The 20,195-nt window shown below is 67.2% G+C and carries 23 protein-coding genes; 8 read left to right on the plus strand and 15 right to left on the minus strand.

Annotated features, from left to right (window positions below):
* Window positions 1–21 precede the first annotated feature (21 nt).
* From HZA32_10025 to HZA32_10065, 9 genes are all read right to left on the minus strand, one after another.
* Entirely contained in the window at window positions 22–642 is a 621-nt protein-coding gene (locus HZA32_10025; GenBank protein MBI5424420.1) for a class I SAM-dependent methyltransferase, read from the minus strand.
* Complete coding sequence (locus HZA32_10030; GenBank protein ID MBI5424421.1) at window positions 633–1,589, minus strand: permease; 957 nt, start codon at window positions 1,587–1,589, stop codon at window positions 633–635. Before HZA32_10030 ends, HZA32_10025 begins: the two co-directional genes overlap by 10 nt.
* 48 nt (window positions 1,590–1,637) lie before the next feature.
* The gene (locus HZA32_10035; protein MBI5424422.1) at window positions 1,638–1,832 is read right to left on the minus strand and encodes a DUF2892 domain-containing protein; all 195 of its coding nucleotides are present in this window, start codon (window positions 1,830–1,832) and stop codon (window positions 1,638–1,640) included.
* Between the two features lie 25 nt (window positions 1,833–1,857).
* Window positions 1,858–2,259 (minus strand): rhodanese-like domain-containing protein, encoded by a 402-nt coding sequence (locus HZA32_10040; protein ID MBI5424423.1) that lies wholly within the window; start codon window positions 2,257–2,259, stop codon window positions 1,858–1,860.
* A gap of 79 nt (window positions 2,260–2,338) precedes the next feature.
* Window positions 2,339–5,701: an efflux RND transporter permease subunit gene (locus HZA32_10045; protein MBI5424424.1), complete on the minus strand. Its 3,363-nt coding sequence runs from the start codon at window positions 5,699–5,701 to the stop codon at window positions 2,339–2,341.
* Window positions 5,698–6,720 (minus strand): efflux RND transporter periplasmic adaptor subunit, encoded by a 1,023-nt coding sequence (locus HZA32_10050; protein MBI5424425.1) that lies wholly within the window; start codon window positions 6,718–6,720, stop codon window positions 5,698–5,700. The genes HZA32_10045 and HZA32_10050 overlap by 4 nt, the downstream gene beginning before the upstream one ends.
* A 55-nt stretch (window positions 6,721–6,775) precedes the next feature.
* A complete protein-coding gene (locus HZA32_10055) occupies window positions 6,776–8,104 on the minus strand; it encodes a TolC family protein (protein ID MBI5424426.1) in 1,329 nt (442 codons plus the stop codon).
* A gap of 2 nt (window positions 8,105–8,106) precedes the next feature.
* On the minus strand, window positions 8,107–8,289 hold the full coding sequence (locus HZA32_10060; GenBank protein MBI5424427.1) for a hypothetical protein: 183 nt from the start codon (window positions 8,287–8,289) through the stop codon (window positions 8,107–8,109).
* 12 nt (window positions 8,290–8,301) lie between these two features.
* Window positions 8,302–8,523, minus strand: a complete 222-nt coding sequence (locus HZA32_10065; protein ID MBI5424428.1) for a DUF2892 domain-containing protein — start codon at window positions 8,521–8,523, stop codon at window positions 8,302–8,304.
* A gap of 79 nt (window positions 8,524–8,602) precedes the next feature.
* On the opposite strand from HZA32_10065, the gene HZA32_10070 reads away from it, so the two are divergent.
* Genes HZA32_10070 through HZA32_10080 form a run of 3 tightly spaced genes read left to right on the plus strand, consistent with a single transcriptional unit; the run spans window position 8,603 to window position 10,688 of the window.
* A complete protein-coding gene (locus tag HZA32_10070) occupies window positions 8,603–8,938 on the plus strand; it encodes a helix-turn-helix transcriptional regulator (protein MBI5424429.1) in 336 nt (111 codons plus the stop codon).
* A gap of 10 nt (window positions 8,939–8,948) precedes the next feature.
* Window positions 8,949–9,836 (plus strand): PIG-L family deacetylase, encoded by an 888-nt coding sequence (locus HZA32_10075; protein ID MBI5424430.1) that lies wholly within the window; start codon window positions 8,949–8,951, stop codon window positions 9,834–9,836.
* Between the two features lie 24 nt (window positions 9,837–9,860).
* Entirely contained in the window at window positions 9,861–10,688 is an 828-nt protein-coding gene (locus HZA32_10080) for an HDOD domain-containing protein (protein ID MBI5424431.1), read from the plus strand.
* 71 nt (window positions 10,689–10,759) lie between these two features.
* On the opposite strand, the gene HZA32_10085 is transcribed toward HZA32_10080, so the two are convergent.
* The 5 genes from HZA32_10085 to rpmH form a co-directional block, all read right to left on the minus strand.
* Window positions 10,760–11,512: a YebC/PmpR family DNA-binding transcriptional regulator gene (locus HZA32_10085; protein MBI5424432.1), complete on the minus strand. Its 753-nt coding sequence runs from the start codon at window positions 11,510–11,512 to the stop codon at window positions 10,760–10,762.
* A 72-nt stretch (window positions 11,513–11,584) separates the two neighbouring features.
* Window positions 11,585–13,402: a membrane protein insertase YidC gene (gene yidC, locus HZA32_10090; GenBank protein MBI5424433.1), complete on the minus strand. Its 1,818-nt coding sequence runs from the start codon at window positions 13,400–13,402 to the stop codon at window positions 11,585–11,587.
* Window positions 13,403–13,427: 25 nt separating this feature from the next.
* The gene (yidD, locus tag HZA32_10095) at window positions 13,428–13,751 is read right to left on the minus strand and encodes a membrane protein insertion efficiency factor YidD (GenBank protein ID MBI5424434.1); all 324 of its coding nucleotides are present in this window, start codon (window positions 13,749–13,751) and stop codon (window positions 13,428–13,430) included.
* The gene (rnpA, locus tag HZA32_10100) at window positions 13,744–14,145 is read right to left on the minus strand and encodes a ribonuclease P protein component (protein MBI5424435.1); all 402 of its coding nucleotides are present in this window, start codon (window positions 14,143–14,145) and stop codon (window positions 13,744–13,746) included. The genes yidD and rnpA overlap by 8 nt, the downstream gene beginning before the upstream one ends.
* A 12-nt stretch (window positions 14,146–14,157) precedes the next feature.
* A complete protein-coding gene (rpmH, locus tag HZA32_10105) occupies window positions 14,158–14,295 on the minus strand; it encodes a 50S ribosomal protein L34 (GenBank protein ID MBI5424436.1) in 138 nt (45 codons plus the stop codon).
* Between the two features lie 348 nt (window positions 14,296–14,643).
* Between rpmH and HZA32_10110 the strand changes: the two genes are divergently transcribed.
* Window positions 14,644–15,573 carry a hypothetical protein gene (locus HZA32_10110; protein MBI5424437.1) on the plus strand — a complete coding sequence of 310 codons (930 nt, stop codon included), beginning with the start codon at window positions 14,644–14,646 and terminating at the stop codon, window positions 15,571–15,573.
* Window positions 15,574–15,687: 114 nt separating this feature from the next.
* Window positions 15,688–16,698, plus strand: coding sequence for a bile acid:sodium symporter (locus HZA32_10115; GenBank protein ID MBI5424438.1), 1,011 nt, complete (start codon window positions 15,688–15,690; stop codon window positions 16,696–16,698).
* A 144-nt stretch (window positions 16,699–16,842) separates the two neighbouring features.
* Here the strand turns inward: HZA32_10115 and HZA32_10120 are convergent, their stop codons facing one another.
* Window positions 16,843–17,376 carry a peroxiredoxin gene (locus tag HZA32_10120; protein ID MBI5424439.1) on the minus strand — a complete coding sequence of 178 codons (534 nt, stop codon included), beginning with the start codon at window positions 17,374–17,376 and terminating at the stop codon, window positions 16,843–16,845.
* A 286-nt stretch (window positions 17,377–17,662) separates the two neighbouring features.
* Here HZA32_10120 and HZA32_10125 point away from each other — a divergent pair, with 286 nt between their 5' ends.
* The 3 genes from HZA32_10125 (at window position 17,663) to HZA32_10135 (ending at window position 20,171) form a co-directional block, all read left to right on the plus strand.
* Window positions 17,663–18,310, plus strand: a complete 648-nt coding sequence (locus HZA32_10125; GenBank protein MBI5424440.1) for a hypothetical protein — start codon at window positions 17,663–17,665, stop codon at window positions 18,308–18,310.
* 230 nt (window positions 18,311–18,540) lie between these two features.
* Window positions 18,541–19,713, plus strand: coding sequence for a hypothetical protein (locus tag HZA32_10130; protein ID MBI5424441.1), 1,173 nt, complete (start codon window positions 18,541–18,543; stop codon window positions 19,711–19,713).
* Window positions 19,710–20,171, plus strand: coding sequence for an MOSC domain-containing protein (locus HZA32_10135; GenBank protein MBI5424442.1), 462 nt, complete (start codon window positions 19,710–19,712; stop codon window positions 20,169–20,171). Before HZA32_10130 ends, HZA32_10135 begins: the two co-directional genes overlap by 4 nt.
* The last annotated feature ends 24 nt before the right edge of the window (window positions 20,172–20,195 follow it).

The raw sequence follows: 20,195 nt of genomic DNA on the forward strand, positions 1-20,195 counted from the left end.
CGACGCGTGCGGCGAGCCCGCTCAGGCGGGCCGGCGCGCGAGGATCTGCACGACCGCGCTGCGTCCGGTGTGGCCGCCGCCCTCGTGCACGTCGCGCTCGAGTTCGCGTCCGATCTCGAACTTGAGCCCGGGTAACTCGGTGCGCAGCAGCTCGAGCGTGGGCAGCAACGCCGGGTCCTTCGGCCCGCCGGTGCCAAACGCGAGCTGCGCGGGCGTGTAGGCTTCCATCACGAAGACACCGCCCGGGCGCAGACCTGCGGCGACTCGGGCAAGGACGTCGCGTCGCAGCTCCGGCGGCAAGTGCATGAAAATCGCCACGATGCCGCTCCACGCGCCGGGCGCGATGGCGTAGGCCGCGAGATCGGCCGCTTCGGTCGTAAGTGCGACCCCGCGTTGCGCGGCGAGCGCTTGCGCCTTCGCGAGTCCGGTTGCGGAAAGATCGGTCGCGGTCACGGCGTGTCCGCGCGTGGCGAGGAAGACAGCGTTGCGACCCTCGCCCTCGGCGAGGCAAAGCACCGGGCCGGCGGGAATCCGGTCGGCGACGACGCGGAGAAAATCATTGGGCTCCGTCCCGAAGACGAAGTCCGGCGTGGAGTAGCGGTTGTCCCAGAATTCGGCGCCGTAAGCGGGGTTCAGTGCCATGCGTTGAACACCCAACCCACAATCGTGGTGCCGACAAGCACGACGACGGAAAAAATCACGAGCAGGCGCACGGTCATCACGCTGCGCAGCATCACGAGCTCGGGGAGCGACACGCCGACGGCGGAGAGCAGGAACGCCAGCGCGGTGCCGAGCGGCACCCCCTTGGCGACGAAGGCCTCGAGGAGCGGCACGGTGGCGTTGGCGCTGACGTAGAGCGGCAGGCCGGCGAGCGAGGCCAGCGGCACGGTCCACGCGCCGCGGCCGGCGAAGAGCGATTGGAAGAAATTCTCCGGCACGAAACCGTGGAGCCCCGCGCCGAGCACGAGCGCGCCGACGAGCCACGGCGCGATGTTGCGCAGGATGCGGCCGCTGGTTTGCGCGGCGTCGATGAGGCGCGCGCGCCAGCCTTCGGGCGGCATGTCGTCATCCTCCTCGCCGGTGAATTGAGCGTTCGGCTGCAGCCAGCGCTCGGCGCGCAACGCCCCGAGGAAGAGGCCGCCGCCGATGCCGAGGAGGATGCCGGCGGTGGCGTAGCCGAGCGCGAGTTTCCAGCCGAAGGTGGCGGCCATGATCGCGACCGCGATCTCGTTCACCAGCGGCGAGGTGATGAGGAAGGCGAACGCGACGCCGATGGGGAAACGCGCCTGCACGAAGCCGAGGAAGATCGGCACCGACGAGCACGAGCAGAACGGTGTCAGCGCGCCGAACAGCGCGGCCGCCGGATAGCCCAGCAGCCGGCCGCCGCGGCCTTCGAGCTTCGCGCGGAGTTTGTCGTGCGGGATGGCGCCGCGCACGAGCGCCATCAGGAACGAGACGCCGGCGACGAGCACGACGACCTTGAGCAGGTCGTAGACGAAAAAATGCAGCGCCGCGCCGAGGCCGCGCGCCGCATCGAGTGCGCACGCCGCGACGACGCGGTCAGCGATCCATTCTGCCCAGAACCACATGGTCGTAGTGAGATACGAGCCGCGGCGCGGGGCAACGCCGCGAGCCCGTCATTCCTTGGTCTTCAGGCCGCAGGTATTGATGCCGAGCGGCAGGTAGGCCGGGCAGAAGCCGAAGGCGGCGGTGAGCAGCGGCACGGCGCCGACGAGGCCCCACCAGCTTTTGAAGTAGTAGCCCGCGCCGAGAATGGCGCAGCCGAGGATGATGCGAACGATGCGATCGATGAAGCCGACGTTGGTTTTCATTTTGTTTTTTGGGGGGAGGAGGAAATCAGCGGTGTTTCGGCGAGCAGATGGGCCAGCCGGCCTTATCCCAGTCGCGGAGCGAGCCGGCGTTCACGGCGTCGAAGCCTTCCTTTTTCAGCGTCGAGGCGGCCATGCCGGAGCGCGTGCCAGAGGCGCAGTAGAGGAGGAGTTTCTTGCCCTTGTTTTTCTCGAGGAAGGCGCGCCATTGCGTGCGCTCGCCGCGGAGGTCGCTGAGCGGCATGAGCGCGGCGGTCTTGGCGACGCCGCTGTGCCACTCCATCGGCTCGCGGAGATCGACGAGCACGGCGGTGCCGGCTTTGAGCGCGGCCTTGGCGTCTTCGAGCGGGATGCCGGGGCGCATCATGATGAGCTGGCGCACGACCATGAAGGCCATGAACGCGAGGAGGAGGAGGAGGAACCAGTTCATGCGAACGGAGAGAAGGAAGGTAGAGGTCGGCGTGCGGCGGGTCGCCTGCAAGCAGGCTCCTACATGGAACGATTGGGGATTAGGGCTGGGTCTCGGGCAGCTCGCACGGGGGCGCGGGCGGTGGCGTGGCGGGTTGGCCGGCGTGGGTCATGTAGTAGATCAGCGGCACGGCGAGCGGGCTGATGACGAGGGAGGCGATGGCGCCGAAGAGCAGCGAGATCGCGAGGCCTTGGAAGATCGGGTCGGCGAGGATTACGAGGCCGCCGACGACCACCGCGAGCGCGGTGAGCATCATCGGACGGAAGCGCACGGCGCCGGACTCGATGCAGGCTTGGGCGAGCGTGCGGCCGTGGCTGAGACGCAGCTCGATGAAATCCACGAGGATGATCGAATTTCGCACCACGATGCCGGCGCCGGCCATGAAGCCGATCATCGACGTGGCGGTGAAGAACGCGCCCATCACCGCGTGCGCCGGCATGATGCCGACGAGCGAGAACGGAATCACCGTCATCACGATGAGCGGCGTGGAGTAGTTTTTGAACCAGCCGACCATGAGCATGTAGATGAGGATGAGCACGGCGCCGAAGGCCAGGCCGAGGTCGCGGAAGACCTCGATCGTGACTTGCCACTCGCCGTCCCACTTCATCGCGGGTTCGCGGTCGTCGAAGGGCATGGCGGAGTTGTAGAGCTTCACGGTGTCGGTCGTGCCGCCGAAGTCGGTGCCTTTGAGTTTCGCGAGTTCCTGGTTCATCGCGAGGATGGCGTAAACGGGGCTCTCGACTACGCCGGCGACGTCGCCGGTGACGTAGGTGACGTTCATCAGGTTCTTGTGGTAGATGTTCCGCTCGGCGCGGGTCTGTTCGAGAGTGACGAGCTCGCGGAGCGGCACGAGCGGCGCGGCGGGATTCATCTCCGAGCGCACGGTGAGCGCGAGGATGTCGTCGGGCCGGGCGCGGGCGGCGCGCGGGAGTTCGAGGACGATGGCCACGTCTTCGCGCTCGGCGGGAGCGTGGAGGAGCGTGACGGGGTAACCCTGCACGCCCATCTGCACGGTGCGCGCGATGGCGGCCTCGGTCAGGCCGTGGAGCGCGGCCTTGGCCTTGTCCACACGGAGAATCGTGCGCGGCTGCTCGGCTTCGACATACCAATCCACGTCCACGACGCCGGGCGAGGCTTTGAAGACGCTGCGGACTTGGTCGGCGAGTTTGAGGCGCGCTTCTTCGCTCGGGCCGTAGATTTCGGCGACGAGGGTGGAGAGGACCGGCGGGCCGGGCGGCACCTCGGCGACGACGACGACGGCGTCGTATTTCGCGGCGATGGCGGTGAGGCGCGGGCGGATGCGCTTGGCGATGTCGTGGCTCTGCGCGGAACGCTCGTGCTTCGGCACGAGGTTGACCTGGATGTCGGCGACGTTGCTGCCGCGCCGCATGAAGTAGTGGCGGACGAGGCCGTTGAAATTAAACGGCGACGCGGCGCCGGCATAAACCTGGTAGTCGCGCACCTCGGGCTCGGTGCGGAGCGAGGCGGCCATTTCTCGGGCGACGCGGGCGGATTGCTCGAGCGTCGTGCCCTCGGGGAGGTTGATGATGACTTGGAACTCCGACTTGTTGTCGAAGGGCAGCATCTTGACCTTCACGGCGCCGATGCCGACGAGACCGGCGGAGCCGACGGTGAGGAAGGCGACGACCGCGAGGAACGCCCAGCGCCACGAGCGGTGGGCGATCAAGGGCTGCATGAAACGCGTGTAGAGGCGCGTGAACGCGTTGTCCGGCATCGTGTCGTGATCCTCGGCGGCGGTGGGCACGAACTCGGAGGTGTGGCCGTCCTTGTTGTGGTGGCCGCGGAGGACCTTCAGCGCGGCCCACGGCGTGACGGCGAAGGCAACGAGCAACGAGAAGAGCATCGCGGCGCTGGAGCCGATCGGGATCGGGCGCATGTAGGGGCCCATCATGCCGCTGACGAACGCCATTGGCAGCACGGCGGCGATGACGGCCCACGTCGCGAGGATCGTGGGATTGCCGACTTCGTCCACGGCCTCGATGGCGACGTCGATGAGCGGGCGGTGGCGGCAGCTCGGGAGGTTCATGTGCCGGACGATGTTTTCGACGACGACGATCGCGTCGTCCACGAGGATGCCGATGGAGAAGATCAGCGCGAAGAGCGTGATGCGGTTCAGCGTGTAGCCGTAGAGATAGAAAACCAGCAGCGTGAGACCGAGCGTCACGGGGATGGCGAGCAACACGACGAGCGACTCGCGCCAGCCGAGGAAGAACATGATGAGGATCGCGACGCCGAAGACGGCGATGCCCATGTGGAGGAGGAGCTCGTTGGATTTCTCGGCGGCGGTGGCGCCGTAGTCGCGCGTGAGTGTCACCTCGACGTCGGCGGGAATCGTGGTGCCGCGGAGCGCGGCGATTTTCTCGTTCACGGCGGCGACGACTTCGACGGCGTTGGCGCCGGGGCGCTTGGCGAGCGAGAGTGTGACGGCGGCCTGCTCGGTGGTGTCGGTTGTAGCCGGCCTCGATGAGGCCGGGCCGGGGTCAGCGACCCCGGCTACAGGAGGCGTGGCGGCCGGGTGTGAAACGCCGCGGCCGAACAGGACGTAGTTGGACGGTTCTTCGGCGGTGTCGCTGATTGTGGCGACGTCGCGGAGATAGACGGGGCGGTCGCCAGAGACGCCGACGACGACATTGCCGACGTCACGCGCGTCGCGGAGGAAGGTGCCGGTTTGGAGAACGGTTTCCTGGTTGGCGAAGGACTGCGCGCCGGTGTGCGTCTGCGAATTCGCCTGCTGCAGCATCGGCACGAGGTAGGACGCGGCGAGGTTGCGCGCGGTGAGGGCGTTCGGGTCGAGCTGCACGCGAACTTGGCGGCGCGTGCCGCCGATGAGCGTCGTCTCGGCGACCATCGGGATGGCTTTGACGGACTCCTCGACCTGCGCGGCGATGCGGCGCAGCGTGTAGTGATCGTAGCGCGCGCTGTGGAACGTGAGGGCGACGACGGGCACGTCGTCGATCGTGCGCGGCTTGATCAGCGGCGGCGTGACGCCGAGCGGGATGTGGTCGAAGTTGGTCTGAAGCTTCTGGTTGAGGCGGACGAGCGCGGTCTCGAGATCGGTGCCGACCTTGAAACGCACGACGGTCATGCTGCCGCCGGGACTGGAGGTGGAGTAGAGGTATTCGACGCCGGCGATTTCCCAGAGGAGTTTCTCCATCGGGCGCGTGACGCGATTCTCCACCTCGGGCGCGCTGGCGCCGGGCATGGCGACCATGACGTCGATCATGGGCACCTTGATCTGCGGCTCCTCTTCGCGCGGGAGCATGAGCACGGCGAAAACGCCGAGCAGGAGCGACGCGGCGACGACGATGGGCGTCAGCTTCGAGTCGATGAACATCGCGGCCATGCGGCCGGCGATGCCGTATTGGCGGGGCGCGGTGCTCATGGGGCGATCTCGAGCGGTTGACCTTCACGGAGTCCGGCCGGAGCGCGGACGATCACGGATTCGCCGACAGAGAGACCGGAGAGAATCTCGATGCGTCCGTCGTGGGCGGCGCCGGTTTTCACGAGGCGGAGCTCGGCGCGGTTGTTGATGGCAACAAAGACGTGCTCCAACTGGCCGGCGCTACTCAAGGCGTCGGCCGGCACGACGATCGCGTGCACGGTCGCGGAGGGAACGTGGACGCGGACGAATTGGCCGGAGCGCACGGGCGCGTCGGTGGCGACGGCGAGTTTGGCGGTGACGGTGCGCGCGAAGGCGTCGGAGGCGGACGAGAGTTCGACGATGTTGGCGCGGAACGTGGCGCCGGACTCGGCTTGCACGAGGAGCGCGTCGCCGAGTTTCACGTTGGCCGCGAGGGAGTCGGGGATGCCGGTCTCGATCTGGAGGTCGCCCGCGCCCTCTACTTCGAGGAGCGGGTGGCCGGGCGCGGCGAGGTCGCCGGCGTGGACGAATTTGCGGGTGACGGTGCCGGCGAAGGGCGCGCGCAGCTCGGTGTAGCCGAGCATGGTCTCGGCTTCGCGCAGCATCGCCTCGGCGCCGGCGAAGCGGTCTTCGAGGCCGCGCACCATGTCGGCGGTGCTGGCGTTCTTGGCGAGGAGGTCGCGTTCGCGGGCGAGGTCGCGCTGGGCGACGTTGAATTGCGAGCGAGCTTGGGCGACGCGCGCGGAGATTTCAGCGGCGGAGATTTTCAACAGCACCTCGCCGGCGGCGACGCGTTGGCCGAGCGTGACGGGCAGGTCGGAGATGGTGCCCATGACCCTGGCGGCGAGTATCGCGCGCTCGGCGGGGCGGACGGTGCCGGTGACTTCGGTGAGGACGGGGGCGTCGATCGCGGCGGCTTTCGCGACGGACACGCGTGCGGTGGGGAGCGCGGGAGCGGCGGTCGCGGAATCAGCGCCGTGCTTCGCGCAGCCGGCGAGGAGCGCGAGGGCGAGGATGAGAGCGGTGGCGGGGAGTTTCATTTTTGTTAAACGGGTCGGGGAGCGGAGGTCTGGCGGGTCGCCTGCAAGCAGGCTCCTACAGGTTCGCAGCACCGAGCGGCGTGAGGCCGATGGCGCGGTGGAGTTCGGCGAGGGCGATGCGCTCGTCGGCTTCGGCGATGGTGCGGCGCATGCGCGCCTCGATGAGGCGGCTTTCGACGCCGATGAGGTCGGAGGCGAGGAGCGCGCCTTTCTCGAAGCGCGCGCGGGTGAGGACGGCGCTCTCCTCGGCTTGCGCGACGGTCTGGGCGCTGACGTCGAGGCGTTCGCGGGCCGAATCGTGGGCGAGGCGGGCCTGCTCGGCTTCGAGGGCGAAACCGAGTTCGGCTTTGCGGAGCATTTCCTTCACTTGGGCGAGCTCGGCCTCGGCTTGGCGGATTTTGCCGGAGGTCTGGCCGCCGTCGAAGACGTTCAGGTCGACGGAGACGCCGGCGAGCCAGCTGTCGGCGTGGCGGTCGAGTTGCCAGCCGCGGTCGTATTGGTAGGAGGCGAAGGCGTTGACGGTGGGGCGGCGCGCGCCGCGGGCGACGGCGACCATTTTTTCCGCGGCGGCGAGGCGCTGGCGCAGGCCGGCGAGTTCGGGGCGGTTGGCGCTGTTCGCGGCGGAGGGGACGGTGAGGGCGTCGAGCGACGGATCGGCGGCGGCGAGTTCGACGGTCTCGCCGGGTTGCGGTTCGCGGCCGAGGACGAAGAGGAAGGCGCGTTCGGCCAGCGCGGCGCCGTGGCGGGTGACGGTGAGTTGCTCGCGGGTCTGGGCGAGCTGGACCTCGAGGCTGAGGAGGTCGGCCTTGAGCAGCTGGCCGGCTTCGAAGCGGAGGCGGGCGTTGGCGAGGGCGGCTTCGTAGGCGCGGACGCCGGCGGCGACGGCGGTGGCGGCTTCGCGGGCTTTGCGGAGGTTGAGGAGGGACTTGATCGCCTCGGTGGCGAGTTGCTGTTGGGCGGCGCGGAGATCCTCGGCGGCGGCGAGGGCGCCGGCGCGGGCGGCGTTGCGTCCGGCGGTGGCGCGGCCGCCGCTGTAGAGGTTGTAGCCGACGGTGCCGGTGAGGTTGAGGTTATCGATCTTGCCCGGGTGGTTGAAATCGAGGCCGAAGTTGAAGGCCCGCTGGTTGAGGATGGAGCCGAAGGCCATCATCGGGCTGTTCGTGTCCGTGTAGCGGCCGGAGACGCTGAGCTGGGGCATCCAGGCGGCGTTGGCCTGTTCGATCATCGCCTCGGCAGCGACGGTGCGCTGGCGGGCGAGGGCGGCATCGGGGTTGTCGCGCAGGGCGGTGGCGACGGCTTCGGATGCGGTCCACGGCGCGGCGTGGGCGGCGGCGAACGACAGGAGGAGGGCCGGCAGGAGAGTCGGACGGAGCAGGGAATTCATGATCAGGAGGAACTGCGTGAGCCGGAAGACCAGAGGAGGCCGAGCACGGTGCCGTAGAGGGCGCCGCGCCACCAGGTCGAGGTGAGCGGGCAGGTGCCGGAGGAGCATTGGCCGTAGTAGCCGAGCGCCGCCCCGAAGGCGGCCCCGGCCAGGATCGGCAAGAGGAAGAGCAACCACGCGGGCATGGCGGCGGGGGATCAGCGGCGGCCGCCCCAGTGAATCACGTCGTGGTCGTCGACCCAGCCGAGTTTCGTCAAAAGCAGCGTGGGCGGGCAGAAGCCGGTGAAGACGGACTGGATGAGGTTCAACCCGACGAAGGCCGGCAGCAGCAGCCACCAGGGGCTGACCCAGTGGGTGAGGGCGACCCCGATGAGGGTGGCGGTGCCGGCGAGGAGGCGGACGAGGTGGTGCGTGGTCATGGCAATAATGCTTATTGACTTTATATGCGCATAAATGCATATACTTGCCACGATGTCAAGAGGCTGTTTCCTGCGCCACATGCCCAAACACCGCCCGCTCAACGAGGACGCCCTCCAGCTCGTCGCCGCCCGTTTCGCCGTGCTGGCGGAGCCGATGCGGTTGCGCCTGATCCAGTCGTTGTTCGAGGGCGAGCGGAACGTCACCGACCTCGTCGAGGCCACCGGCGGCACGCAGGCGAACGTCTCGCGGCACCTCCAGACGCTCACGGCGGCGCACATCCTCGCGCGGCGCAAGGAGGGGTTGCAGGTTTTCTACCGCATCAGCGATCCGACGATCCCGAAGCTGTGCGAACTCGTCTGCGGCAGCCTGGAGAAGTCGCTCAGCCGGCAGATCGGTCATCTGGCTCCGGAGTGAGGGAGGCGCAATGAGCGCAGCGTGGCAGAGGTGGCGTCGGGTGGCGGTGCTGCTGGCGCTCGCGGCGACGGTGCGCGGGGAGGCGGACACGGTGCGGGAGACGAGCACTCCTCAGCCGCACAAGGCGGCGTTGATGGTCGTCATCGCGCATCCGGACGATGAGGCGTATTTTCCCGGATTGTTGCCCTACGTGTGTCGTGTTCGACAGCTGCCGGTGGTGTTCATCGTGCTGACGAGCGGCGAGGCTGGCATCGAGCCGCGCGGAAATCGCGAGCGGCGCGAGGAGGAGCAGCGGCGCGCGTGCCGCGTCTACGGTTTGCCGAACGAGCCGATCTTCGCGCGCTTTCCGGACGGAGCGTGGCAGGGCACGCTGGAGGAGAATTGGAAACTCTGGGGCGGCGAAAATCGTGCGGCCGAGTGGCTGGTGGAGCAAATCCGCCGGTATCGGCCGGACGTGATCGTGACGCATGCGCTTGATGGAGAGTCGGGGCATGCGAATCACGTGGGTTGCGCGCTTTCCGTCACGAAGGCCGTCGCGTGGGCGGCGGATGCGGCGGTGTTGCCTGCCGCGGCGAACGGTAGCGGCCCGTGGGGGACGAAGAAACTCTACGTGCACCGCTGGCCGATCCGGTCGTTGGCGTTTCGGCAGGACGTGCCGGTCGACGGCCTCGGGCAAACTTGCCTGCAAATCGGCGAAGCGGGCGGGCGCGAACATGTTTCGCAAGGTTATGATAAACAGCCGTTTTCTGAACTCGATGAGCCAGGCGTGAGCCGTTTCGGTCTCTACGCGACGACGGTGGGCGAGGACAGTCGTTCCGGGGATTTATTCGAGCACGTCGGTCTCTCGTCGTATCGGAAGCAGGAGAGCGGCTCAGTTTTGTCCGGTTTGCGCCGATAAGGAGGGAGCATGGTTTCCCCCGGCATGTTAGCTGAAACGCTGTTCCACGATCTGGCGCAGCAACTTCCCGCCGCTCCGCGTCTCCTCGCGGAACTTGGCCGGCTCGTTCGCGCGCCGGAGACCGATGCGCGCGATGTCGTGGCGCTGCTCAAACGCGATTCGGCGCTCGTGTCACGCGTGCTGCGCATGGCGAACAGCGCGGCCTATGGACGCGCGGAGCCGATCGGCGCGATCGAGGATGCCGTCGTCGCGGTCGGCTTCGGCGAAGTGCACCGCCTCGTCGGTGCGCTGGCTTCGGTGCAGCTGGCGGAGACGCCGCTGCCGTTGCATGGCGTGAGCAGCGCGCGCTACCGGGAGAATTCGCTTTTTGTCGCGACGTTGATGGAGGAATTCGCCGTGCGCGCGAAGCTCGACGGGCAGGATTGCTACACCATCGGGCTGCTGCGGAGCCTCGGCATGCTGATCCTCGAACGTGCCGCGGTGCGCGAGAATCTTTCGGTGACGCCGTTCCACGGCAGCGGCGAGGAAAGCCTCGCGGTGTGGCAGCACCGGTTTTGGGGCACCGATTGCTGGCAGGTTTGCGCCGCCGTGCTCCAGCACTGGCACTTGCCGGCCGACATCGTGCTCGCGATCGAGCACCACGACGAAGCCATCGTGCGGTCGGAGCCGGTCGTGCATCTGCTCGATTTGGCTGCGACGGTCGCCACGCAGAACGGCTACGGTCTGCCGGGCGATCATCCGAATACGGCGCCGCAATCCCTCGCGGCGGCCGGGCTCACGATGGACCAGTTCCACGGTGCGGTGGAGCGGGCGGAGCAGACGTTCGTGCGGCTGCGGGCGTCGGTGGCCTGAGCGGAACGCGAGCCGGAAGACGTCGACCGCTGCGATGGTAGCGATGCAGGCGGGACGCTTGTGCTACGAACTCAGGTGTGCGCGGCGTCGCTGATCGCCTCGTCCATTTCGTCGTTCGAGGACACTGCTTGGACGTCCTCGTTTTCTTCGAGGGCTTCCTGGAGTCGCACGATGTTCTTCGCGATGCTGAGGTCGGCGACCGGCACGGTGACGTTCGGAATGTGGGCGATTTCGGACGAGTCGGGCTTGATGCCGGCCTGCTCGAGGGCGTGCGCGACTTTGTCGAAGGCGTGGATGCCGCAGCGCACTTCGAAGCCTTGCTCGGTGGCGATGACGTCGTCGGCACCGGCCTCGAGGGCGACTTCCATGAGCTTGTCCTCGGTGGTTTTGCCGGCGGCGATGAGGAACTGGCCGGCGTGGAGAAACTGGAACGACACCGAGCCGGTCTGCGCGAGGTTGCCGCCCCAGCGCGTGAAGATGGAGCGCACCTCCTGCGCGGCGCGCTGCTTGTTGTCGGTGAGAACCTTCACCACGAACGCGACGCCGCCGGGGCCGTAGCCTTCGTAGGTCATTTCCTCGAACACGACGCCCGGCAGTTCGCCGGTGCCCTTCTTGATGGCGCGCTCGACGTTGTCGGCGGGCATGTTGGATTCGCGCGCCTTGAGCAGGAGCGTGCGGAGTCGGGCGTTGGCGTCGGGCGAGCCGCCGCCGGATTTGGCGGCGAGCGTGATGTCGCGCGCGAGGCGCGAGAAGACCTTGCCCTTGCGCGCGTCAGTGACGGCCTTGAGGCGTTTGACTTTGGACCATTTGTTGTGGCCGGCCATGGGAGGAAACGGAGGACAGAATACTGAAAACGGCGGACAGAAAAAAGCCCGCCGGTGAAGGCGGGCGTGAGTTTATTTCTTCTTCTTCGGCGTGACGTTCTTCAGGCCGTCGGCGCCGACTGCGGTGGGCAGCTCGGGCTCGGGCATTTTGTTGATGAACATCTGCTGGCCGATCGAGAACAGCGCGTTGACGCTCGAGTAGAGCGCGAGCGCGGAGGCGAAGTTGTAGCAGAACAACGCGAACATCCACGGCATGATCTTCATCATGGTCTGCTGCGCCGGGTCGACGTTGGGGGCCGTCGGCGTGAGCTTCATCTGATAAATCATCGTCGCGCCCATGATGATGGGGAGGATGTTGATGTTGAGATGGGTCAGGCCGAGGAGCGGCAGCGTGACGGCGCCGAAGGAGTAGACCGTATCCGGCGCGGAGAGGTCGACCGCCCAGAGGAACGGCGCGTAGCGGAGTTCGGCGGCGCCCTGCAGCACGGCGAAGAAACCGATGAAGAGCGGCATCGTGATCAGGATGGGGATGCAGCCGCCGAGCGGGTTGACCTTGTTCTCCTTGTAGATGCGCATCATCGCTTCCTGCGCCTTCTGCGGGTTGTCTTTGTATTTCTCGCGCGACTCCTGGATGAGCGGCATGAGCTTTTGCATGCGCTTGGCCGAGCGGGACGCGGCGAGCGTGAAGGGCAGCGTGACGATCTTGAGGAGGATGGTCATCACGACGATGGCCCAGCCCCAGTTCGGGATGAAGCTGTGGACCTTGGCGAGGAGCCAGATCATGCCCGGGCCGAACCACTGGGAGAGGAAGATCTTGTTGAAGAAGAATGGGGCGAAATTCATCACCTTGTCCTCGTCCTTCTTGAAGTGGTCGGTGGCGGAGAGGCGGCTGTATTCCTTCGGGCCGGTGTAGTAGGTGGCGCTCCATTTGGCCGTGCCGTTGGCGGGAATGGGTTTCAGGTCGACCATCAGCTCGCCCGTGATGGCGTAGGCGGTGCGATCCTCGACGGGTTTCATCGGATCGATCTTCACGCGCTCGATGCGCAGGCCGACGCCCGGCTCATCCGGAGTGAGGATGGCGGCGAAGAACTGGTTTTTCACCGCGGCCCACGTGATCGGGGCGATCTTGTCCATGAAAGGCAGCGGCGGGCTCGAGGTGAAGAAGCCGCCGCCGGCGAGTTCGTCGCGGCCGATGAACTCCGTGCCGTTGTCGTTGTAGTAGCCGGCGTTGACATACATGCCGGAGTCGAGGGCGTTGAGCGGAGAGGCGGTGCCGAGGTTCAGCGATGTGCGCGGGAGCGGCAGCGGCTGCGCGGAGAGATTGCGGAACGTCGTCTCGTGGCGGACCTGATACGGGTCGCCGACACTGCCGCCGAGCAACTCGTAGCGGCGGGTGACCTCGAGCTTGCCGTCGACGACGGTGCGGTAGACGACCGAGTGGGCGTCGTGCGAAACGAGTTCATAGCGCGCGTCCTTGTCGGCGCCGGGCAGCGTGCCGAAGCTGAGGGCGGGCGCGGCTTGCGGGGCGTTGAGCACGTAGCCGTCAGCGGAGGGCTTGCCGTGGGCGTCGAGCGTGGCGGCGTGCTTCTTCAGCTCGATGCGGTCGATGGCGCCGCCGGCGGTGGTGAAGCGGACGCTGATGTAGTCGTTGGCGACGGTGACGTATTCCGCGGGGGCGCCGCTGGCGGGTTTGCTGGCGGAGAGCGTGGTGTCGGCCGGCGAGTGGGCGGGGCCGGTGGCGGGAGCCTCGTTGGTGGCGACGGGGCTCGTGACCGGTGAAGACGGGATCACGGGCTTCGGCGGCGGCGGCGAGAATTTCGCGCTGAAATAGAAGGCGAGCATGGCGGCCACGAGGAGCAGCACGCCGATGGCGGTGTTTTTCTTGTCCATGAATGAAAGGTTCAGCGATCAGCGGTCAGCTTTGGGCTGGCGCGGCCGGGGAGGTGATTTTGACGCAGGAGATTTTTTTCCGCGGCACCGGATCGATGCCGCCGGGGTGCCACGGGCCGCATTTGGCGAGGCGGCGCGCGGTGAGCGCGAGGCCGGACAGCAGGCCGTGTTCGCGCAGGGCTTCGCGGGCGTAGTGCGAGCAGGTCGGGGCGAAGCGGCAGCCGCACGACGGCGCGGCGACCTGGAGCGCGGGGGAGACGAGCCTTTGATAGAGCCAGAGCAACGCGTCGAGGGCCCGCGCCGGCAGGCGGGCGGCGAAACGGAGGGCGGCGTGGATCGGCTCAGGCATGGGGCGGCTTGGCGGGGACGAGCTTCCGACAGGCGGCGATGAATCTTTGCTCCACTTCGGCGTAAGGCTGGCGGAGCGCGGCGGCGCGAGCGGTCAACACGAGGTCGAGCCCGGCGGGCACGAGGTGCTGGTGCTTGCGGTAGATCTCGCGCAGCCGGCGCTTGGCGCGGTTGCGGAGGACGGCGGCGTTGCCGACCCCGGCCTTGGAAGCGACGACGCCCACGCGGGCAGGGGTCGCATCTTCCGGCGCGGGCCGGGCGCGCCAGACGAGTTGGAACGCGCCGCAATCGGCGCGGCGGCCGTGCTCGCGCGCGGCGCGGAAGTCGCGGTTGCGCTTCACGCGCTGCGCAGCGCGGAGGCGCTGCGACGGCGGAGGCGTGTCAGCGCCGGGCACGGCGGGCGGAAATCAGACGACGGTCAGGCGCTTGCGGCCCTTGCGGCGGCGGGAGGCGAGGACCTTGCGGCCACCGCGGGTGGCCTTGCGGGCGCGGAAACCGATCTTGCGAGCGCGCTTCTTGCGGTGCGGACGGAATGTAGGTTGCATGGTTTTGTTAAAAAAAGAGGGCCAACGTCAGTGGAGGGGCGGGGGGGTGTCAAGCGTCAGGATTTCGAGCAAGCGGGGCCGCGCAAGCGCTCCGTCGTTACAAGTCCGCTCGGCCTTTCGGCCAACAGGCAACCCTTCGGATCGTTCTCGTTCTCTTAGTCCTTCTCTTTCTCTCCAGCGAGAGCGCGATACAGCCGCGCCCGAGAGAACGATTAAGATCAAGAGAACGAGAAAGATCCGTGGCCTCGGCAAAGGGCTGGCCTCGCGCGGGCTTTGTGAACACGTTGCGCACAAAATAGCCTTTGCCTCCGCCTTCGCCCGACGCACGGTGGGGCTCGTGTCCGACGCATGCAAAAAGACCCCTTCACCGGAGGAGAAACATTCCTCGAAGGCCCCCGGCTCCCCGGCGGCGAAGCATGGGCAGGGATTCTGGACCGTCACGGGCAACGACTTCGGGCGCTCGATCAAGTGGGCGCGAAAGCAGCCCAATGCGCTTTCGGAACACATCAAGACCGCCCGCTCGTCCTCGCCGAAACCGACGAAGTAGGCCTGCTGGAATACGCCGAGCCGCGCTGGGCGGAGCTGGGTGATGCGATCCGGGCCTTTCGCGCGACGCTGCCGCTGGTGCGGCTGGAGGACTTCGGCTTCGACTCGGAGCTCGACGACCCGTTCGAGAGCAACACCGCGCGCCTGCACCGCATCGGCGGCGGCGTGGAAGCGCTGGCCTTCGCCGATGCGCAGCAGTCGGTCTACAAGTTCTTCCTCTTCCGCGAAGGTGGCGATGTTGGGGCGACGTTTCGCTTCGATCGCGCGGAGGACGGCCTGCTTGTCGCCACGGCCGTGCCGGGCAGCTACCGGCGGTTGTTCGAAAAACTCCGGCTCACGCACATCGTCGGCATGCCGACCGAGCTCGTGGGCATCACGCCCGAGGGCGTGCTCGTGGCAAAACAGACCTACGGCAAACCGTTGCCGGAAAAGCACGACGTCTCGGGCCTCGACCCGGATCGCTTCATCCCGATCCCGTCGCGCTTCCTGCGCGCCGACCGCGACCATCCGCGCCTCGCGTTTCTCGACGGCGAACCGTGGCTGGTGGCCGACACGCACGATCGCAATGTCGTGCGCGACGAACGCGGCGAACTGCGCGTGATCGATCTGGTGGCCGCGCCGTTGACGCGCGAGCTGCTCGACCGGGCGCCGTTGTTCAGCGATTGGATTGGGCGCGCCAAACTCGACCCGCGCGCGCAGGTGCTCGCGCCGGTGAACGACGATGAACTCTGAAACGGAGGAGCAACCACGAATGAACACGAATGGACACGAATCCTGCGCTCCGGGCCGGAAGCCAGGGGTTATGCGTGTCCATTCGTGTTCATTCGTGGTTCAAAACATCGGCACGTGAGACCGTCGGCATCATCTTGGGTCGCGACCTGGCTTCGCGCCAACGCGTTTCTCCTCGGGCTGCTCGCCGTGACGGCGCTCGCGTTCGTTTTTCCCGAGCCCGCGGCGCGGGGCGGGTGGATGCAGCCGGAATTGCTGACGAATGTCGGCGTGGCGCTGATCCTGTTCCTGCAAGGCTGGTCGCTGCCGTTCGAAAAAGTCCGCGAAGGCGCGGCCAACTGGCGGCTGCACGTCGTCGTGCAGGCGTTCACGTTCGCGGTCTTTCCGCTCGTGGGACTCGGCCTGAACGCGCTCGTGCCGACGCTGTGGCCCGCGATGCCGCCGGCGATTCGCGATGGTTTTCTTTATCTCTGCGTGTTGCCGTCCACGGTCTCGAGCTCGGTCGTCTTCACCTCGGTGGCGCGCGGCAACACCGCCGGTGCGCTCTTCAACGCCGCGTTCTCGAACGTCCTCGGCGTGCTGCTGACTCCCCTGCTCGTGCAACTGCTCATGCGCACGACGGGGCAGACCACGCCGATCGGTCCGCTGCTGCTGAAAATCACCGCGCTCACGCTCGCGCCGTTTGCGTTCGGTGCGCTGGCGCGCACGCGCGCGGCGGCGTGGATCGATGCGCGCAAGAAATGGGTCACGCGACTGAGCAACGGCGCGATCCTGTTCATGGTTTACGCGGCGTTTTGCGACTCGGTGCAGGACCGCGTGTGGCAGCGGCACGGTGCGGACGTGACGGTGAAGACGCTCGCGCTGGCGGTGGCGTTGTTCGCGTTCATGTCGGTGCTGATCGCGGCTTCGTGCCGCTCGTTGCGGCTGAGCCGCGAGGATTTCATCGCGGGCTATTTCTGTGCGGTGAAGAAGACGCTCGCGATGGGCGTGCCGCTGGCGGTGCTGATCTTCGGCGCGCGGGCGGACCTGTCGCTGATTTTGCTCCCGATCATGTTCTACCACCCGGTGCAGCTGCTCGTGAATGGCGTGCTGGCGAACCGATGGGGACGGCCCCAGGCCGAAAGGTAGGGGCGCTTGCCCTCAAGCGCCCTGCGCTCGTGCGCGAGGTGGCGCTTGCGACGCTCAAGGGCCGTTGAGGGCAACGGCCCCTACCAAAAAATAAAAGCCGCGACGTCGGTCGCGGCTCGTGGTGCGGAGGGAATCTCGTTGGCTTCAGCCCTTTTGCCCTTCGATAAATTCGAGGATGACTTTCGCCTGCTCGGTCGTCGTGCCCTTGTAGTCGGCGTAGACGATCTTGCCGTCCTTGATCAGGTAGGCGGAGCGCGACGCGAATTCGCCGACCATCGGCACGCTGCGCGTCGGAACGCCGAAGGCATTGATCACGGCCTTGTCGGTGTCGGCGATGAGCGTGAACGGCAGGTTGTATTTCTGCTTAAATTCCGCCTGCGACTTCACGTCGTCGTGACTGACGCCGATGACCGCGACACCTTTCTTCGTGAGAGTCTCGTAGCCGTCGCGCAGCGAGCAGCCCTGCTTCGTGCAGCCCGGCGTGTCGGCCTTCGGGTAGAAATAGACGAGCGTGTAGGCCTGTTGCTGGTAGACGTCGGCGAAGTTCAACTTGGCGCCGGTGTCGGTGGTGCCGGTGACGGCGGGCGCGGCGTCACCGACTTTGACGGGATCAGCGTGGGAGGTGGCAAAGAGGAGCATGGTGGCAGCGAGAGCGAGGATGGTGCGCGTGGATTTCATGAAGTCGTGCGAGGTTGGAGCGGCACGCTACGCGGGTTGATCGTTTGCGCAAGTGGAGCGTGATACCCAGAAATCGCGGCGAAATTTCGCGAGGCCTGCGCCGGACGTCCCACGCGTGGGAAAAAATCGGCGGCCCGACAAATCCGCCGCGGCGAGGTTCCGCGTCGTGCGAAAATTTTCTGCCGGAACTTCGCCGCCGCGCCCGTGTTTTTCTCCACGTGAACACGCAACCGCGTCCTCCAACGCGGCACCAAGCGTGGGCACGACCAAGCAACAAACCAAACACATGAAAAACGTTCCTTCCTTCAAAACTTTGATCCTGGCCGCGGCGGTTTCGCTCGGCCTCGCTTCCGCGTCGTTCGCGCAGAGTGCGAATGTCGCCGTGCCGAATCCGGCCGACGCCAAGGCCAACGGCCTGCTCGGCCAGAACTACACCACGCTCGGCTACGGTTACGTCGATCTCGACGCGACCAACGTCCACGCGTCGCGCTTCTCGCTCGCGGCCAACCAGAGCCTGCGCGAGGGCCTCGACGGTCTCTTCGAATACGGCTACACGCGCTCGAGCTCGTTCGCGGGCACGCGCCTCACGCAGCATGACCTCATGGCCGGCGCGCGCGCGTATCTTACTTCGGCGGGCTTCAAGCCCTACGTCGAGGCCGGCATTGGCTGGGTGTGGCAGAAGGCTGCGGGCTTCAGCGACGACTCGTTCGCGTGGGGCCTCGGCGTCGGTGCGGAAATCGACGTCGCCTCCTCGTTCACCGTCACGCCCTACGTGCGTTACGAGGACCTCACCCGCGGTTCGAACAACGACTCGTGGAACTACGGCGTGAAAGCCAACTACTGGGTCACCAGCCGCGTGGGCATCCAGGCCGGCGTCGAGCGCGACGACGACAAGAACATGACCTACTCGGTCGGCGCGAACATCCGCTTCTAAGCGGCTTCTGTCATCGCGAGGCCGGCATCGCCGGCCGTGGCGATCCAGCTGGATTGCCGCGTCGCCCTGCGGGCTCCTCGCAACGACAGGGCGAAGATTTGGGTCTAGATTAAAGTGTGTGCAGAACCAGCCGCGGCGGCCGCAAGGCGCCGCGGCTTTTTCCTGGGCGGGCCGCTGTCGCGCGGGGGAAGCGCGCTTGCGTGGCGGGCGCGAGGTGCTTGGCTCGCGGCATGTCGTCCGCCGCGGAGAATGCCCTGCTGATCGCCCTCGTGGGCGATCGCGCGAGTGGTGCGGCCGACGAGTTGGAGGATTTTTTGCGCGAGGCGTCCGCGCGTGACGAGATAACGATCGTCGAGGTGGGCGCGGTTGCGCCGATCGTTCCGGTCGCGCGAATCGTGGTGCTGCGCTGTCCGGACGCGGGCGCGGTGGCGGAGTGGCAGGGACGTCAGCCGGACATGGTTCTATCCGTCTCGGACCCGGAGACGCCGGTGCGGCTGCGGCAGGCGTGCGCCGAGTATGGCGAATGGACGCGAGTCGGCTTGTGGGGCGGCGCGTCGGGCGCGGTCGAGATGTCGATCGGTGCGACGTTGCACGCGGTGAAATTTCCGTTGCGCGGCGCGGCGCTGGCGAGCGTGCAGGCGGCGATGCTGACGGCGGCGTCGGCGAAACTGAATCCGCCGGGGCGCGTGGTGTGGGTGTCGTTCATCGCGTCGGGCTTGAAGGCGTTTTCGCCCGGCGGCGGGCGGGTGCGGCCGATGGTGGCGATCGCGATGCAGGGGACTTTGTTCGGCGCTGCGGTGCAGTTGCTCGGCTGGAACGCGGTCTCGGTGGCGCTGGGCGGGGCGTTGATCGGTTCGTGGGCGGCGCTGCAGGGCGTGGTGCTGCAGTATCTGCTCCTCGGCGACGATCTGGTCGTCACTTATTCGAAGGCGACGGAGTGGCTGTTGGCCCATCGCGAAGTGGCGGCGCCGTCGCTCGCGGCGGTGATTGTCGCTTGGGCGGTGGTGCATGCGTGTGTCGGCGCCGTGATGGCGCTGGCGGCGTGGTATTGGCGGGAGGCTCCGCACTGGCTGCAGGCGCGGTTGGTCAATCCCGCGGCGGCGATGTCCCACACCGTGCCGGAGCAGCGTCGTTGGCGGCGAGTCGCGCGCGAGCTGAGGCGTTGGCAATTCTGGGTGCCGTTGCTGGTCGTCGCGGTGGCGTTGCTGCTGATGGGGCGGCCTTGGGAAAAGGTGTTGTGGCTGACGGCGCGTTTCGTGGCGGTGGCGGTGGTCGTGCTGGCGGTGTTGTCGCTCTTCCAACCGGCCGCGATTGCGCGGGCGTTGCGTCGGCGGGGCTGGTGGGGACCGGCGGTGGCGTTCAGCGAGGCGCTGGCGCGGCGGAAGCAACCGCCGTCACCATGATGCGGGTGCGGCACATTTTCATTTCGCCCGGGCACAATTTCTTCGGGCGCTACGGCGAGCCGGCGGGCACGCACCCGACGCACGATGTCGCGGAGGTCGAGTGCGTCGCGGGCTACGGGCTGCGCGGCGACCGATTCTTCGGCTATCGGCCGGACTACAAAGGTCAGGTGACGTTGTTCGCGATGGAGGTGTGCGAGGCGTTGCGGCGGGAGTTCAAGTTGCCGGCGCTGTCGCCCGAGGTTTTTCGGCGCAACGTGGTCACGGAGGGCGTGGATTTGAACACGCTGATCGGGACGCGCTTCACGTTGCAAGGAATCGAGCTCGAGGGCGTGGACGAGTGTCGGCCGTGCCACTGGATGGACAAGGCGGTCGCGCCGGGCGCCGAGGAATGGCTGAAGGGACGCGGGGGCTTGCGCTGTCGCGTGCGTTCGAGCGGCTGGCTGCGGCGCGAGGCGTGATGCGCGCCGCAGCCGCGGCGGCAA

This window comes from Opitutia bacterium (assembly GCA_016217545.1).
Lineage (GTDB): Bacteria > Verrucomicrobiota > Verrucomicrobiia > Opitutales > Opitutaceae > Didemnitutus.

Excerpts from the sequence above, each read along its gene's own strand:
- rpmH (MBI5424436.1), bottom strand. The coding sequence starts at position 14,295 with ATGCAACCTACATTCCGTCCGCACCGCAAGAAGCGCGCTCGCAAGATC.
- HZA32_10135 (MBI5424442.1), top strand. The coding sequence starts at position 19,710 with ATGATGCGGGTGCGGCACATTTTCATTTCGCCCGGGCACAATTTCTTC.
- HZA32_10040 (MBI5424423.1), bottom strand. The coding sequence starts at position 2,259 with ATGAACTGGTTCCTCCTCCTCCTCCTCGCGTTCATGGCCTTCATGGTC.
- yidC (MBI5424433.1), bottom strand. The coding sequence starts at position 13,402 with ATGGACAAGAAAAACACCGCCATCGGCGTGCTGCTCCTCGTGGCCGCC.
- yidD (MBI5424434.1), bottom strand. The coding sequence starts at position 13,751 with ATGCCTGAGCCGATCCACGCCGCCCTCCGTTTCGCCGCCCGCCTGCCG.
- HZA32_10070 (MBI5424429.1), top strand. The coding sequence starts at position 8,603 with ATGCCCAAACACCGCCCGCTCAACGAGGACGCCCTCCAGCTCGTCGCC.
- HZA32_10060 (MBI5424427.1), bottom strand. The coding sequence starts at position 8,289 with ATGCCCGCGTGGTTGCTCTTCCTCTTGCCGATCCTGGCCGGGGCCGCC.
- HZA32_10075 (MBI5424430.1), top strand. The coding sequence starts at position 8,949 with ATGAGCGCAGCGTGGCAGAGGTGGCGTCGGGTGGCGGTGCTGCTGGCG.
- HZA32_10025 (MBI5424420.1), bottom strand. The coding sequence starts at position 642 with ATGGCACTGAACCCCGCTTACGGCGCCGAATTCTGGGACAACCGCTAC.
- HZA32_10120 (MBI5424439.1), bottom strand. The coding sequence starts at position 17,376 with ATGAAATCCACGCGCACCATCCTCGCTCTCGCTGCCACCATGCTCCTC.
- HZA32_10085 (MBI5424432.1), bottom strand. The coding sequence starts at position 11,512 with ATGGCCGGCCACAACAAATGGTCCAAAGTCAAACGCCTCAAGGCCGTC.
- HZA32_10125 (MBI5424440.1), top strand. The coding sequence starts at position 17,663 with ATGAAAAACGTTCCTTCCTTCAAAACTTTGATCCTGGCCGCGGCGGTT.
- HZA32_10110 (MBI5424437.1), top strand. The coding sequence starts at position 14,644 with ATGCAAAAAGACCCCTTCACCGGAGGAGAAACATTCCTCGAAGGCCCC.
- HZA32_10055 (MBI5424426.1), bottom strand. The coding sequence starts at position 8,104 with ATGAATTCCCTGCTCCGTCCGACTCTCCTGCCGGCCCTCCTCCTGTCG.
- HZA32_10045 (MBI5424424.1), bottom strand. The coding sequence starts at position 5,701 with ATGAGCACCGCGCCCCGCCAATACGGCATCGCCGGCCGCATGGCCGCG.
- HZA32_10080 (MBI5424431.1), top strand. The coding sequence starts at position 9,861 with ATGTTAGCTGAAACGCTGTTCCACGATCTGGCGCAGCAACTTCCCGCC.
- HZA32_10130 (MBI5424441.1), top strand. The coding sequence starts at position 18,541 with ATGTCGTCCGCCGCGGAGAATGCCCTGCTGATCGCCCTCGTGGGCGAT.
- HZA32_10050 (MBI5424425.1), bottom strand. The coding sequence starts at position 6,720 with ATGAAACTCCCCGCCACCGCTCTCATCCTCGCCCTCGCGCTCCTCGCC.
- HZA32_10035 (MBI5424422.1), bottom strand. The coding sequence starts at position 1,832 with ATGAAAACCAACGTCGGCTTCATCGATCGCATCGTTCGCATCATCCTC.
- HZA32_10065 (MBI5424428.1), bottom strand. The coding sequence starts at position 8,523 with ATGACCACGCACCACCTCGTCCGCCTCCTCGCCGGCACCGCCACCCTC.
- HZA32_10030 (MBI5424421.1), bottom strand. The coding sequence starts at position 1,589 with ATGTGGTTCTGGGCAGAATGGATCGCTGACCGCGTCGTCGCGGCGTGC.